The organism is Megasphaera hominis (assembly GCF_014269395.1).
Lineage (GTDB): Bacteria > Bacillota > Negativicutes > Veillonellales > Megasphaeraceae > Megasphaera > Megasphaera hominis.
Map to the genome: position 1 here is coordinate 1 of NZ_JACOGK010000049.1, position 13,782 is coordinate 13,782.

A 13,782-nucleotide genomic window follows, 5' to 3' on the forward strand; every position below is an offset into this window, starting at 1 on the left:
TCGTTCGACTTGCATGTGTTAAGCACGCCGCCAGCGTTCGTCCTGAGCCAGGATCAAACTCTCCATGATATGTGAAGAGCTATCTAGCTCTGTCTTACTTATTGTTTGTGTTACATTTGATTGACGTTCTATAAAATAGAACCTCGCACACTGGCATTTCATATGTTTTACATTGTTCAGTTTTCAAAGGTCATCGTGTCGTCTTGCGGCGACTTGTATATCTTACCAAACTCATAAGAGTTTGTCAAGAACTTTTTTGAAGAACTTTTGAAGGAGGAAAGCTGAAACGTTTCATTTCGTTTCCCTCTCGTTCAACAGCTTGTTTATTATAGTACTGAATGCCATACCTGTCAAGCAATATTTTTCTTTTTTTCTTATAGAGCGACGGAAATGTCTTGTCTTTAGTGCGTATCCTATGTATAATTATGAATGAACTTGTTCTTATTGTATGGTATATCCCCTGATTTTGGGGAAGGAAGGAGCATGTACCCAGTGTATAAGGCCTACGTATTTGATTTCGATTATACTTTGGTCAATTCGGAACAAGGCATTGTCATGTGCTTTGAAATGCTGCTCCGCGACGAAGGGTATCCTCCTGTTCCCAGGGCTAAGATTTGCAGTACCATTGGTAAAACTATGTTTGATGCCATGTCGATTTTGACAGGAGAAACAGATAAAGGCCGTTTGGCTCATTTAATTCGTCTTTATAAAGTAAACTACTCCGATTATCACATGACACCAAACACCCACTTGTACCCGCAAACGAAGCCTGCTCTGACATATCTGAAAGAACATGGTGCCCTCTGCTGTATTGTTTCCACAAAGACGCGGCACCGCATCAATCAGACGTTGGAACGGGAACACATGGAACCACTCATCGATCTGGTCGTGGGCGTTGAAGATGTGCCTGAGGCCAAACCTGCTCCCTGTGGCATACAAGCAGTACAAAAGCAGTTTCATCTGCAGCCTGCCGATATTCTCTATATCGGCGACAGCCTGATCGATGCTGACACAGCAGTCAACAGTGGTGTTGACTTTGCTGCCGTAACGACAGGTGCTACGCCGGCTGCCGCATTTTCTGACCGGCCTCATATACAGATTATGAGTGACCTCAGTGAGTTGTGCCGGCTTTAATTCAAGTACATTTATATATGAGGATCTGATTCCTCACAGAAGGAGTGACTGACAATGAATAAGAAATACGCCGCTATGATCGCCGCCTCCCTCGCCGCCGTTACCTTAATAACCGGCTGTGGTGGCACAGGTTCCACAGACAAAAAAGATGCCGCTAAGGACCAGAAGACATTAATTCTCGGTACGGAAGCAACCTTCCCGCCATTTGAATCCGTTGAAAACGACAAAATCGTCGGTTTCGATATTGACCTCATGCAGGCAATTTGCGACAAACTGGGCTATAAGATGGAAATCAAGAATATCGGCTTTGATGCCCTGATTCCTGCTCTGCGCAGCGGCCAGATCGACGTCATCGCTGCCGGTATGGATGCTACACCGGACCGGAGAAAACAGGTCGACTTTACGGACGTATACTATCACGGTGGGTATGTCATCGTTGTTAAGAAAGACAACACGACCATTACGGGCTATGACAGCATTGCCGGCAAGACCGTCGGCGCTCAGGTAGGTGCCAAGGCTGGCGAAATCGCTGCTGACCATGGTGCTGTCTTGAAACAGTTTGACACGAACAGCCAGGGCTGGATGGAACTGGAAGCCGGCACAGTGGACGCCATCTCGATCGATATGGCCGTTGCCCAGGATTATATCAATCACGGCGGTGCCGACAAGATCAAGATCGTCGGCGAACCGGTCACCTCTCGTGGTGTTGCTATGGCCGTCAGCAAGGACAAACCGGAACTCTTGAAACAGATCAACGATACACTGACCGAATTCAAAAAAGACGGTACGTACAACAAGATCTACAAAAAATGGTTTGGCGAAGAACCGAAAAATCAGAACTAAACTTTATCTTACACAAAAGGCAGCGCCTGAGGCGCTGCCTTTTTTTCGTTTTTATTTAGATGTCGGATCGTCATCGTGCCAGAAACGATGGCTGATCAGAGGCTGGCTGTTGTCTTTGCCCTCTCCTGCCTGCGTGTCTGCATGGTCTTTATTATTCTTCTGGTCTTGCTGTTGCTGCTGTGCCTGCTGGCGGCGCTGTTCTTCTGCTGCCCGGCGGGCTGCTTCTTCCTGACGCCGTTGTTCTTCTGCCTGTACCGTATTGACGGCCGCCTGCAGTGCCGTATCCGGTACAACCAGGATGCGTACGGGCAAATTGGCAGCGCCTGGTGGCATGAGATGAATCGTCACCTCCGTGCCCGCTTTGACAGAGTCCAAATATTCCATAGCATACGCGTCATTATAGCCCATGGTCAGGCTGTTGCGCGGCAATTCGACAATCTTGTTGACTTGTCCCTGCTTCCCATCCAGATAACTGATTTCTGCAACGCCGGCATATTCGCCGCCTTGAGAGTTAAAGTAGAAGTGGAGATTTCCTTCTCCTTTGGTTTTGACATCAATCGTATAGTCGAGACCATAGTTGCCTACATCCTCAGAAAGACGGTTATCGATGGCATCATAGCCGCGCAGAAAACGGTCCTGACGGCCGTCGGCAATGACGATATAGCCGATTCCTTCACTGGTTGAATAAGGAATCAGTGTCTTTAGGAGACGGTTCATGCCAGGAAATGTGCCCCGCAATTTCACAGCATCGCTGGCAAGATACTGCTGTTTCTTTATAAAATCAACGGGGTCGGCAGCTGCCGGCATGATGACAGCCGAAATGTGCATGTCTGCATCGGTTGATACATTGACGATGCCTGAAAAGAGCTGATCCGGCTGCACGATAATGTGATTGAGCTTTTCCCCTACGACGGCATAGCCAAAAGGCGGAACTGTAATCTTATTAAACGTTGGATGGCCTTCGTAATATAAGGTAGACAGTTCCTTTCCTACATCATAATAGGACGTTTCCGGTTTGGCATAATACACACCGCCTAAAGTAAGATCCTTCGCTTCTGGCGACGGATTGTACGCCATGACGACAATCTTGCGGGGATATTTGTTTTGGTTTACATGATAAAAATAGAGGCGCACATCACCACTAACTTTATCGACATACAAAATGCCGTCCTGTTCCGCATATTCCGGGCTGTCCGAAAAGAGCAGTGTCCCTGTATCCCGCGGTGCCGTCATCGCAATGGGCAGCATACGGCTGCGCACTACCTCCGCCATCACAGCAGGATCATCGGCTGAATACGTACGGGCCTGGGACACGCCAAGGGGCAGCAACATAGCTGCACAGGCCAAGAATAGTTTATGTAAGATCTTTGTTTTCCTCATGATGTAATTCCTCTATCTCCTTAGCAATATCTGCTATTTTTTTGAAACGATGCGAAAGGCCCGATTTGGTCAGTCCTGACATAGCTGCCAATTCACCCATGGTCGCTTCCGGATTAGCCAGCCGCAATTCGGCTGCTTCTTGCAAACGCAAGGACAGTTTCTGATATTTTCCGGACTGGCGGATGACTTCAATATCCCGGGTCTGCCGTACGGCTGCGTCTACAGTTTTCTGTAAATTTGCCGTTTCGCAGTTTACGACTCGGTTTACATTATTGCGCATATCCTTAATCACACGGACACTTTCAAACTTCAGATACGCCTGGTCAGCGCCGATTTGCTGCAAAAAGGTAGAAACGCCATTGCCGTCTTTAATATAGACGAGGTAGGCGCCCTTCCTGTCTGTCATTTTAGCAGATAAATGAAAATGATGCATCAGTTTTAGCAATAAACGGGCAAAGCCTTTATTCTCCGTTACCAGTTCCAGGTGATAATCTCCCTGAGGCCGGTTGACAGAGCCGCCGCCCATAAACGCACCGCGGAGCAGGGCCCGGCGGCAGTCATCACGCCGCAAAGCCATTCCTTGCAGGGCTTCACTGGCCGGAAAGAGATCGAGCTCCTGTAAGCACGCCGTACTGGCGGCGCTAGGAGGCACACGTAAGATATAGTAATTCTTTTTCCGCAACCGTAGGCCTTGCCGCACGAGAACTTCCGGACGAATAGAAAAGGATTTACGCCACATAGACAGAGCCCGCCGGGCGACAGCGTTGTTGGCTGTACTGAATTCCAGTCCTACAGCTCCACCTGAGCCCAGGATTAACGAACCGCCCATACACAACAGTGCCGCCAGTTCGGCAGTGCGACAGGCGGCATCCTCTGAGTCCATGTGAGCAACTTCATTCTTTACCTCTTCGGCAAAAGACAAGGGGCTCACCTCCTTGGGTGTTTGAGATTATATCGTTTCAAATAGTAATGGAGTAATTCCGGTGAAAGGTCTGTGCGCAAGGCATTGATCAGATCAAAGAGAACGTTGGCCAATTTTTTTGTGTTATGCGTGGCGCCAGTCTCATGATCCACCAGATCGGCCTGAATCAGTGTCGCACCGGTTTCATTGATTTCCCGCTTATCAATGATGACGGGATGCTGTCCGGCTGCAGCATATTGCTGCAAAATAGCCGTATCAATGTCGCCGTTATTGGCCATGACGAAATCTATAATAGGGCCGCCGGCATACCGTTCGATGGCCTTAATATGATCGGATACAGTATAGTCATCGGTTTCCCCCGGCTGGGTCATAACATTACAGATATAAATCTTATTAGCCGAGCTGGAGCGGATAGCCGCAGCGATTTCCGGAACCAGCAGGTTCGGCATAATACTCGTATACAAGCTTCCCGGTCCCAGGACGATAGCATCTGCATCACAAATCGCCTTGACGGCAGATTGGATAGCCCGGGGCTTTTCCGGCGTTGTAAATACGCGTTTGATTTTACCGTGCTCCCGTGCTTTTGGAATTTGTGATTCCCCCTGCACAATCGTACCGTCAGCCATTTCCGCGTTGAGGAGGATTTTATCGGCTGACGAGGGAATCACCTTGCCGCGTACTTTTAATACTTTGCTCGTCGCATCCATGGCCCCTTCTACATCGCCGAGTACTTCAATGAGTGCGGCAATGAAAAGATTGCCGAAGCTGTGCCCGGTCAAATTGCCACTGCCGCCAAAGCGATGGGCAAAGAGTTTTTCCATGAGACCTTCTTTATCAGCCATGGCAACCAGACAGTTGCGTAAATCTCCAGGAGCTATGATATCCAGGTCCTGGCGTATCCGACCGGACGACCCGCCATCATCGGCTACAGTAACGACAGCCGTGAGGTTATAGGTTTTGGTCTTAAGGCCCCGGAGCATAACCGAAAGACCCGTGCCGCCACCGATGACGACTACTTTAGGTCCCTTCGTCAATTTTAGATTGGAAAGAATCAGTTCACTGATATTCCCGGATTCGTTCGGTACGACTACGTCCAGCATCGTCCGGATCAGCCGGCGTGTCGACCAGCCCATGACGACAATCCCCAGGATCAGGATGACGATGCCCAGACTGGCCAGAACCGTATAGTTATAATGGCCCGTCGCTTCATAGAGCATACGGAAGGTCCACTCTTCGATTTGCCCGATCCATTGATAGTTAAAGGTCAGGACAATGCCGAAGCTGGTACACATCATGCCCAGGCCGAAGAGAAACAGCCAGCGTTTGATATGCAGGCCGGGATGAAGCCACTTAAAAAAATGCACGATATGACACCTCCCGTTATACGTCTTCCTTTTCGTAACCCGGCGCGTCTTCTTCTACGTCATTTTTGCTAAGGTCCCGATGTTCAATATTGACATCGACACCGGCTTCTTTCAAATGGCGATACATTTCTTCAGCCATGCAAACGCTGCGGTGCATACCACCGGTACAGCCTACGGCAATGACGAGCTGGCTCTTGCCTTCGCGTTCGTAGTTGGGCAGGAGAAAATCAATCATGTCAAACCATTTTTCCTTAAAGGTCTGCGTTACCTGGAAGCCCTGCACATAATCGCGCACAGCCGGCACGCGGCCTGACTTATGGCGGTATTCATCGACATAGAACGGGTTGGGCAGAAAACGGACGTCTTCTACTATATCCGCATCAATGGGCATACCATGCTTAAAGCCAAAGGAAACGACCGTTACGGTCATCGTTTTCCGGCCTGTACCGAAGGCATAGCGCTTGCGCAGCATATCCCGCAGCTGGCTGGTTTTCAAATTACTCGTATCGATGATAAAATCAGCCCGGTTGCGCAGCATAGCCAGGCGTTCCCGTTCTTCAGCAATGCCTTGGCTGATCCGGCCATGCTGGGCCAACGGGTGGATACGCCGGGTTTCTTTATAGCGGTTGATCAGTACCTTATCCGATGCTTCCATAAAGAGAATTTCATAGGAAACACTCTGCTTTTCCAATTCCTGCAGCGCCTGGGCCATCGCATCAAAAAACTGGCCGCCCCGGATGTCGGCAATCAGTGCAACGTGACGAACCCGTTCGCCTCCCTTGACGCACAATTCCGCGAATTTCGGAATCAATACAGGAGGCAGGTTATCAATACAGAAATATCCCATATCTTCCAGCACTTTCATGGCCTGGCTCTTGCCAGCACCTGACATGCCGGTAATAATTATCAGGTGAAACGGGTCCATAAGGTACCTCCTTTACAAGACGAATTTCTCAATAGCCTTTGCTACGCCATCTTCATTGTTGGATGCCGTCACATAATCTACCTTTTCGCGTACTTCCGGTACAGCATTGGCGACGGCTACGCCGAAGCCGGCTTCTACCAGCATTGGCAGGTCGTTCATGCCATTGCCAAAGCTCATGACATTATCTGTCGTGATTCCATAAATATCGCACAACCGTTGTAAGCAAACTCCTTTTGATATCCCCTTGGGCACGATTTCCAGGAACGTGGGTTTGGAGCACATAATATCAAATTTCCCGGGCATGGCGGCTTCTATTTCTTCAGCGCGGCGCAGTAATTCTTCATGTTCATCGCAGGACAAGAGCTTGTCCGGTGCGCCCTGCGGAGTGTAAAAGGCATCGCCGCAAACAACGGCATGAGAATGGGTAATCCGTTCATAGTCTGCGACCCAGTGGTTATACGTAGCTACGCGTAAGACGTCATCAATATACGATTGCATCATCCAGCCCTTTTCCTTTGCCATGGCCAGAACCTGTGCTGCATCAGACTGGGGGATGGGATGACTGTAAAGAATCTTTTTCGATTCCAGCGTCTGAATAAGGCCGCCGCCAAAGAGCATCATGGGAATATCACCCAGACCAAGCATACGGCCATAGGGGCTGGCAGTCGCATACATACGGCCTGTCGCAATCATGATATGAATGCCTTTGTCCTGTGCTTTCTTAATCGTCTGTAGCGTATAATCCGATACGGTTGTATCATCACGGATCAACGTGTCATCTAAGTCAATTGCGATCATCTTAATCGGATACTTTGGTGTTGCTGTCATTTGTTCCCTGCCTCCAGTCGAAAGGAATACCTGCCGGTTCTTCCTTCGTTACAGTATTTGCTTTATCTGTATAAGTTAAATCATCGGCATATTCCTCTGCCAATTTATCAATTTCTTTTTGTTGTACTGTTGTAGCACGTGCCCGGTTCTGCAACGCCGTAGCGATCATATCCCGTAATTCTACACGGCTCAGTTCATAAGCCGGCGAAAATTTCGACATATCTGCACCGGTCAGCCCGGCCTTTGTCAAATCCCTGGCATACGTATATTCCCAGCTGTGCCGTTCTATGGCAGCAAAAGGATTCGGTGCATACGGATTATACGCCATTACCGTACTACCGGCACAAAGAGCCAGCGCAACTAGCAGCAGTCCCATACGTTTCATCATCGGTACTCCTTTCCCGCCTGTAGTCCGTGAAAAATAAATACGCTCCCTAACCTGCTGCCTGATAGTCAGCTACGAAAGAGAGCATACCCGTGTAAGTTCAATTATTCTGCGGCTTTTCCTTCCGCCTTATTTTCAGCCGGTTCTTCCGCTTTAGTTTCCGGTGCTGCCGCAGCGTCATATGCAGTGGTGCTTTCCAGTTCTTCATCAGGAACGATATCATCCAACAAGCGCAGCTGGCTGGACAGGATATTGCGGCATTTCGCTTTAAACGTATTGATCTGCGCCTTCATCTTATCCACATCCTGCTGTGTTTTCTGCAGGCTCAGCGTCGTTTCGTCCATCATTTTCTTCTTTTTATTTTCTGCTTCCTGTAAAATTAAATCGGCTTCTTTGCGGGCTGATACTTTTACATTTTCTGCAGTTTGCTGGGCCAGCATAAGCGTACTGTTCATCGTAGCTTCCATCTTTTCATACTGTGCCAGCTTATCTTGGAGTTTTTCACATTTTTCTTTTAACTCACAGTATTCCCGGTATACCTTTTCATAGTCGCCGGCCAGGTCGTCCATAAAGGCGTCTACATCTTCTTCGCTATAGCCGCGAAAACCGCGTTTAAATTCCTTATTATGAATATCCATTGGTGTTAACATGATATGTTCCTCCTAAATTCCCGACGGCTTATAGCCTGCTTTGTGCCGTTCGGAACCGCCTTGCTATATGTAACGCTTCAGCAGTACGCCAATCCGCCCCTTACGGGACGTGCCCGTAATTTCCGCCAATTCCATCCGGCCCTTGCCGCGCAGGGAAATGACATCCCCTTCACGTACTTCCTGACTCGGACTCTTGGCGGGCTGCCAATTGAGCTGTACCCGTTCTCCCTTGATGGCTTCTGCCGCTTTCGTCCGGGAAATGCCAAATCCGGACGAAGCAATCGCATCGAGACGCAACGACGCAACCGTCGTCTTTATCTCTTTGATCTTTTCTTCTTTCGGGGCAATATCAGACAAAGGGATCTCTTCTACTGTGACGTGAACCATGGCGATTTTCAAAAAGTTTTGTTTCAGATACTGTAATAAGGCTGCTTCAGCCAGTATGACAGCACCATCATCATGCATAATGATATCACCAAAACGGCTACGGTCAATACCCAGTCCCATAAGTGAGCCCAATACATCGCGATGGCTGAGTAAGCGGTACCGGGCATCCCAGGAGACACGGCAGGCCACGATGCCAAAATCGACAGGACCTGCATAGTCGTCGCGCACAAAAGCCAGACGAACCCGTTCTGCCCCCTGATAGCCACCGGATACTTTCAGCACCAGTCCGGGAGCAGAAGCCTGGATCGTTTCGCCAATCTGCACAGCACCTGGCGAGACAAATTCACTCACCGCATAGGGTCGTCCCTTTTCCGTGTTTTCTGCCAGATCGATCAGCCGTGCTGCCAGCTCACCATTGTCCGTCCCTTTATAGTATCGAATTATTCTGTCTCGATTTTTCACACAAACGCCTCACATCTCTTATTGCTTTTGATTGCCGCCTTCAGAATCCTTCCAGGCCAGCTGGGCTGTAAAATCACCGTATTCATGTTTGCTGTGATCTACAGTTACATTGCTGGGTACACAGAGAAAGATATCCTTGCCAACTTTTTGGATATTGCCGTCGAGGGCATACGTTGCGCCACTGACAAAATCGACAACCCGCTTGGATGTATCCGGCGAGGTACCTTCAAAATTGATAACAACCGGTTTGCGGTCCCGCAGGAAATCAGCAATGCTCTGGGAATCGTCAAAGGACTCCGGTTCGACAATCATCATCTTTAAGGGCCGTTCCATCTGTGCCGCTCCCAAAGCAGGACGCCGGCTTTGTGCTACTGCCCGATGGGATTGACGGGGTTCTTCTTCCATTTCGTCTTCTTCTTCAAAGTCTTCGTCCGTTTCGTAGATATCGTCATCATCTACACCGCCGCCTACTTTGCCTACTGCGTTGTTCCACATTCTTCTTAATCCCTTTAATGCCATGGTTGTTATTATCCTCCTTAATAATTACGTGGCCCAAAAATGGCAGTCCCTACACGCACCATATTGGCCCCTTCTTCGATTGCTATTTCAAAATCATGTGTCATGCCCATCGATAAATAACAGATCTGACCTTCAGAAAATTTCTTCTTCATATCTTCATACAGCGCATGAGCAATACGGAAAACAGGACGGACTTCTTCCAGATTTTCTGTATTCTGTGCCATACACATGAGGCCGCGCACCCGGACATGGGGCATTTCCTTTGCCAATTCACAAAGCTGGGGGAACTCTTCTACTTCCACGCCTGATTTCTGTTCTTCCCGTGCCACATTGACCTGTAGCAGGATATCCTGTACCTTATCGATTTTTCCGGCTTCTTTGTCAACGGCCCGCAGCAAATGCTCCGAATCGATGGAATGGATCAGATCAAAATGGGCTACAGCTTGTTTTGCCTTGTTCGTCTGCAAATGGCCGATAAGATGCCACGTCAAGTGATTATCGGGAAATGCTTCCATTTTCCCTAGTGCTTCCTGTACGCGGTTCTCACCTACATCAGTAACGCCACACGCCGCTGCTTCTATCATGCATTCTACAGGATGATTTTTCGTCACGGCAATCAACGTAATTTCATCGGTTCTATGTACCCGGGCGGCAGCTTCGGCCATACGTGTTCGTATTGTTTCAAGATTTTCTTTAATCAACTATATCCCCCCGTTGTATCTGTAAAATATAGCACTTATTTTATTATATATACTACAACAGATAAATGCTAGTAGTTTTGCTTACCTTTTAAAAAAAACTCGCTCGTCTTTTACCTCCCCGGCGTCAGCATAGCAAACGCTCCCATCCGTCCGGTAATACTGTGGTCACGGCGATACGAGTAAAAACGGTCTGCCTCTTCATAGGCACAGGCTGTAGTCACATCGATATGCTCCGCCTGTACACCTGCGTCGACGAGCAATTGCCGGTTGGCCTGCCAAAGGTCCACCTGTATCTGTCCGGCGTCCGTCGTATACACACAGGCAGCGTAGTTTTTCCCCAGTTGGCGAAAAGCATCAGCCGTGCTTTCACTGACGGCAAAATGGGACCGTGAAATGGACGGGCCTACATAGGCCAGGATGTCTCCCGGCCGCGAGCCATAGACGCTTTCCATAGCAAACACGGTCTTAGCAGCCAGACGGGCAGCCGTACCGCGCCAGCCATCGTGGACGACAGCGCAGGCCTTCTGGACCGGATCGAGCAGGATGACCGGTACACAATCGGCAATGCACAAAAAGAGCATAGCTCCCGGCACATTCGTCATGAGCGCATCCGTATGGGCGAACGCATCGGCATAACTGCCGGCGCCGCGGCCAATTTCTGCTTTTCCTACGGCGACGACATGATCAGTATGAACCTGCTGGGCTGTCGTCAGCTGATTCAAGCTGGCACCTATATGTGTGCAGAGACGGCGCCGGTTTTCCAGCACAGCCTGTATGGAATCGCCGACGTGCAGCGCCAGATTTAATGAATCATACGGCGCCTGGCTAACACCGCCATTGCGGCCGGTGACGCCATGGCATAAGCCGGCCTGATGAAGGAGTTCGCTTTCTTCCCAAGCCAAGCCATCTGCGTGTTCAAGCCAACGTGTACCCATCAGTTACCTCCACAAATATGACAACGGCGGCAGCCGTCAAAGCACGGCCGCGTATAGGCCCCTTTTTCAGCCTGACGCAGTTCCTGCGTCAAATAATTCGGTACCAGGCCATTGTCGAGTGTATCCCAGGGCAGCAGTGCTTGCTCCGGACGCTTCGTATATAAGAAAGCATCGACGTCGAAGTGCATTTCTTTCGCAGCCCGTTTCCAGCCTTTAACTCCGCCATAGGTGTGGGCCAGTAATAAAAGCTGGCCTACGCGCCGGTCACCGCGAGAAAGCACGCCTTGGATGTAACACTGCCGCAAGGGTTCAGCCAAAATTTCGATGCGTTTATCATGTGCCAATCCTTTTCGGATATGATCCAAGCGTTTTTCTACCGTTTTCTTATCGGTCATGGCCATCCACTGGAAGGGCGTCATCGGTTTGGGTATAAACGGATTGATACTCAGGGTAATCCCGGCACTATTGCCGATGGCGTCCATATGAGCCCGTACGCGGTGTGTCATGTCGATAATACCTTGTATATCTTCATCTGTTTCCCACGGCAGGCCAATCATGATGTACATACGCACCTTATGAATACCCGCTGCCGTGCAGAGATCAATGGAGTGCAGCAGATGCTCCTCGTTAATCCCCTTATTGATGATATTGCGCAAATGGTCACTGCCCGCTTCCGGCGCCAGGGTAATCGTTTTCTGTCCACTTTCCGCAATCCCCTTGACGATAGTCGGCGTAATCGAATCGGCCCGCAGGGAGGCACAAGAAAAGGCCAGCCCCTGGTCACGGATGAAGGTAACCAGCTCGTCAATGTAGGGATAGTCGGAAATAGCCGCGCCCATAAGACCTATCTTCTTGCCCAGTTTCTTGCCTCGCAGGACAGCCTCCTTGACGTATTCCAGGGGCCGTACGCGCGGCCGCCGGTAACAATAACCGGCCATACAGAAACGGCAATGCCGGCCACAGCCCCGGGCAATTTCAATGAGGTACATGGCACCAAATTCCGTATCAGGCGTGGCAATAACCGTTTCACCAGGCTTTGTCAGTTCGTGCCACTGCCGCCGTACATGCTCCGGCGCGCCTGCTTCCGGCACGATAGCCGTCAATTCACCGTCCTCATTATATACGTGCGTGTAGAGCGAAGGTACGTATACACCGTCCACCTGAGCCAGTCGTTGTAAGAGCTTCTGCCGGGTCATTCCCGGTTCGGCCTTCGCTGCCAGCCAGGCATCCAAAAAGGCATGGATCAGGTCTTCCCCTTCTCCTACGAGACAGACGTCAATGAAAGGGGTCAAGGGTTCAGGATTAAAGAAGGCTACAGGGCCGCCCATGACGACCAAGGGATCATCATCCTGCCGCTTAGCCGCTTCTACAGGCACGCGGCCTTGCTCCAAAATAAATGGCACGTTAAAATAATCCATTTCAAAATTAATAGAAAAACCAATAATTTCGAAATCACAAAGAGGCCGCTGGTTTTCCAACGTCAGCAAAGGAATGTGGTCTTTATCGTACAGCTTTTGCAGGTCCTTATCAGGAAGAAAGGCCCGCTCACATTGAAAGTCACCACGCCCATTGACCTGCTGATAAATGATTTGCAGCCCCAGATTACTCATGCCCGTTTCATACGTATTGGGGTAGCAGATGGCCATCGTATGACGACTGCCAAAGGGATACCGCACATAGCCCGTTTCCCGATCAAGCTGATCCGTCAATTTCTTTTCTATTTGCCAGCGCATATCCTGTCTCCTTTCATCGCGTCGTTGCGTGTCTCTTATTGTAACACACTGCCTAAAAAGTGGCTAGTAAAAACACCGCTTCCGTTCTTGTCAAAGAATAGCCTTTATAGTAGAATATATGTATATGTAAACAATTACAGTGCAGGGTAAATTTTTATTAAAGGGATGATCCGTACATGAAGCAGAAATGTGTTGAATTGAGCCAGTTTGAGTGCGAGTTGATCGTTGCTTTCGCACGTCAGCCGAAAACAGCTCCTGTTTCAACAAGTTTATGCCGTGCTATTTTCCGTCGTTTAGAGGGCAAGCCGGCATTTGCCAGAACCACCGTAGAAGTACATGAAAAGAGCAGCGTAACTGTTCATCCGGTCGCAGCGGAAAAATGATCAGCTCTTTAAAAAGGGAGTGTGACAAAATGCGAAAGCATTTTGTCCACTTCCTTTTTTTCATGCTCTTTTTCCTTTTTTAGAGAATGACCTTTGAAAAATGGGCGCAAAGCCCCTTTCCCCATAAAGCAGTATTTTTACAGTTTATGCGGATTTCTGCAAGCGTAGTTTTTTATTGTGATATTTATAGAGGTTATGTCCGATGGAAACCAGGAAAATCTCTAATCGAAC

General features: G+C 49.2%; 15 protein-coding genes and 1 rRNA gene. 3 read left to right on the forward strand and 13 right to left on the reverse strand.

The features are described from left to right. Positions 1-69 (reverse strand): 16S ribosomal RNA (locus H8J70_RS11670); the annotation flags it as partial. 414 nt (positions 70-483) lie between these two features. Here H8J70_RS11670 and H8J70_RS11675 point away from each other — a divergent pair. After that, positions 484-1,134 carry an HAD family hydrolase gene (locus H8J70_RS11675; protein WP_222433703.1) on the forward strand — a complete coding sequence of 217 codons (651 nt, stop codon included), beginning with the start codon at positions 484-486 and terminating at the stop codon, positions 1,132-1,134. A 54-nt stretch (positions 1,135-1,188) separates the two neighbouring features. Beyond that, complete coding sequence (locus H8J70_RS11680; protein ID WP_186504467.1) at positions 1,189-1,977, forward strand: basic amino acid ABC transporter substrate-binding protein; 789 nt, start codon at positions 1,189-1,191, stop codon at positions 1,975-1,977. Between the two features lie 51 nt (positions 1,978-2,028). Here the strand turns inward: H8J70_RS11680 and H8J70_RS11685 are convergent, their stop codons facing one another. From H8J70_RS11685 to H8J70_RS11740, 12 genes are all read right to left on the reverse strand, one after another. Beyond that, entirely contained in the window at positions 2,029-3,357 is a 1,329-nt protein-coding gene (locus H8J70_RS11685; RefSeq protein WP_186504468.1) for a hypothetical protein, read from the reverse strand. Continuing rightward, the gene (gene whiA / locus H8J70_RS11690; protein WP_186504469.1) at positions 3,332-4,279 is read right to left on the reverse strand and encodes a DNA-binding protein WhiA; all 948 of its coding nucleotides are present in this window, start codon (positions 4,277-4,279) and stop codon (positions 3,332-3,334) included. Before whiA ends, H8J70_RS11685 begins: the two co-directional genes overlap by 26 nt. A gap of 5 nt (positions 4,280-4,284) precedes the next feature. Next, positions 4,285-5,643 (reverse strand): uridine diphosphate-N-acetylglucosamine-binding protein YvcK, encoded by a 1,359-nt coding sequence (locus H8J70_RS11695; protein WP_288201466.1) that lies wholly within the window; start codon positions 5,641-5,643, stop codon positions 4,285-4,287. Positions 5,644-5,659: 16 nt separating this feature from the next. After that, a complete protein-coding gene (rapZ, locus tag H8J70_RS11700) occupies positions 5,660-6,568 on the reverse strand; it encodes an RNase adapter RapZ (protein ID WP_186504470.1) in 909 nt (302 codons plus the stop codon). A gap of 12 nt (positions 6,569-6,580) precedes the next feature. Then, positions 6,581-7,396, reverse strand: coding sequence for a Cof-type HAD-IIB family hydrolase (locus H8J70_RS11705; RefSeq protein WP_186504471.1), 816 nt, complete (start codon positions 7,394-7,396; stop codon positions 6,581-6,583). Then, complete coding sequence (locus H8J70_RS11710) at positions 7,368-7,784, reverse strand: hypothetical protein (protein ID WP_246415362.1); 417 nt, start codon at positions 7,782-7,784, stop codon at positions 7,368-7,370. The genes H8J70_RS11705 and H8J70_RS11710 overlap by 29 nt, the downstream gene beginning before the upstream one ends. Positions 7,785-7,885: 101 nt before the next feature. Continuing rightward, on the reverse strand, positions 7,886-8,431 hold the full coding sequence (locus H8J70_RS11715) for a DivIVA domain-containing protein (protein WP_186504472.1): 546 nt from the start codon (positions 8,429-8,431) through the stop codon (positions 7,886-7,888). A gap of 63 nt (positions 8,432-8,494) precedes the next feature. Beyond that, on the reverse strand, positions 8,495-9,280 hold the full coding sequence (locus H8J70_RS11720; RefSeq protein ID WP_186504473.1) for a YlmH family RNA-binding protein: 786 nt from the start codon (positions 9,278-9,280) through the stop codon (positions 8,495-8,497). Positions 9,281-9,298: 18 nt separating this feature from the next. Continuing rightward, positions 9,299-9,799 carry a cell division protein SepF gene (locus H8J70_RS11725; RefSeq protein ID WP_186504474.1) on the reverse strand — a complete coding sequence of 167 codons (501 nt, stop codon included), beginning with the start codon at positions 9,797-9,799 and terminating at the stop codon, positions 9,299-9,301. Between the two features lie 17 nt (positions 9,800-9,816). Next, positions 9,817-10,500 (reverse strand): YggS family pyridoxal phosphate-dependent enzyme, encoded by a 684-nt coding sequence (locus H8J70_RS11730; protein ID WP_186504475.1) that lies wholly within the window; start codon positions 10,498-10,500, stop codon positions 9,817-9,819. Between the two features lie 110 nt (positions 10,501-10,610). Continuing rightward, positions 10,611-11,435, reverse strand: coding sequence for a peptidoglycan editing factor PgeF (gene pgeF, locus H8J70_RS11735; protein ID WP_186504476.1), 825 nt, complete (start codon positions 11,433-11,435; stop codon positions 10,611-10,613). Further along, positions 11,435-13,168: a radical SAM protein gene (locus H8J70_RS11740; protein WP_186504477.1), complete on the reverse strand. Its 1,734-nt coding sequence runs from the start codon at positions 13,166-13,168 to the stop codon at positions 11,435-11,437. Before H8J70_RS11740 ends, pgeF begins: the two co-directional genes overlap by 1 nt. A gap of 176 nt (positions 13,169-13,344) precedes the next feature. Between H8J70_RS11740 and H8J70_RS11745 the strand changes: the two genes are divergently transcribed. Then, complete coding sequence (locus H8J70_RS11745; protein WP_186504478.1) at positions 13,345-13,551, forward strand: hypothetical protein; 207 nt, start codon at positions 13,345-13,347, stop codon at positions 13,549-13,551. Positions 13,552-13,782 lie beyond the last annotated feature (231 nt).

Excerpts from the sequence above, each read along its gene's own strand:
- H8J70_RS11705 (WP_186504471.1), bottom strand. The coding sequence starts at position 7,396 with ATGACAGCAACACCAAAGTATCCGATTAAGATGATCGCAATTGACTTA.
- H8J70_RS11710 (WP_246415362.1), bottom strand. The coding sequence starts at position 7,784 with ATGATGAAACGTATGGGACTGCTGCTAGTTGCGCTGGCTCTTTGTGCC.
- H8J70_RS11740 (WP_186504477.1), bottom strand. The coding sequence starts at position 13,168 with ATGCGCTGGCAAATAGAAAAGAAATTGACGGATCAGCTTGATCGGGAA.
- rapZ (WP_186504470.1), bottom strand. The coding sequence starts at position 6,568 with ATGGACCCGTTTCACCTGATAATTATTACCGGCATGTCAGGTGCTGGC.
- H8J70_RS11725 (WP_186504474.1), bottom strand. The coding sequence starts at position 9,799 with ATGGCATTAAAGGGATTAAGAAGAATGTGGAACAACGCAGTAGGCAAA.
- H8J70_RS11675 (WP_222433703.1), top strand. The coding sequence starts at position 484 with ATGTACCCAGTGTATAAGGCCTACGTATTTGATTTCGATTATACTTTG.
- H8J70_RS11680 (WP_186504467.1), top strand. The coding sequence starts at position 1,189 with ATGAATAAGAAATACGCCGCTATGATCGCCGCCTCCCTCGCCGCCGTT.
- H8J70_RS11685 (WP_186504468.1), bottom strand. The coding sequence starts at position 3,357 with ATGAGGAAAACAAAGATCTTACATAAACTATTCTTGGCCTGTGCAGCT.
- pgeF (WP_186504476.1), bottom strand. The coding sequence starts at position 11,435 with ATGGGTACACGTTGGCTTGAACACGCAGATGGCTTGGCTTGGGAAGAA.
- H8J70_RS11715 (WP_186504472.1), bottom strand. The coding sequence starts at position 8,431 with ATGTTAACACCAATGGATATTCATAATAAGGAATTTAAACGCGGTTTT.
- H8J70_RS11745 (WP_186504478.1), top strand. The coding sequence starts at position 13,345 with ATGAAGCAGAAATGTGTTGAATTGAGCCAGTTTGAGTGCGAGTTGATC.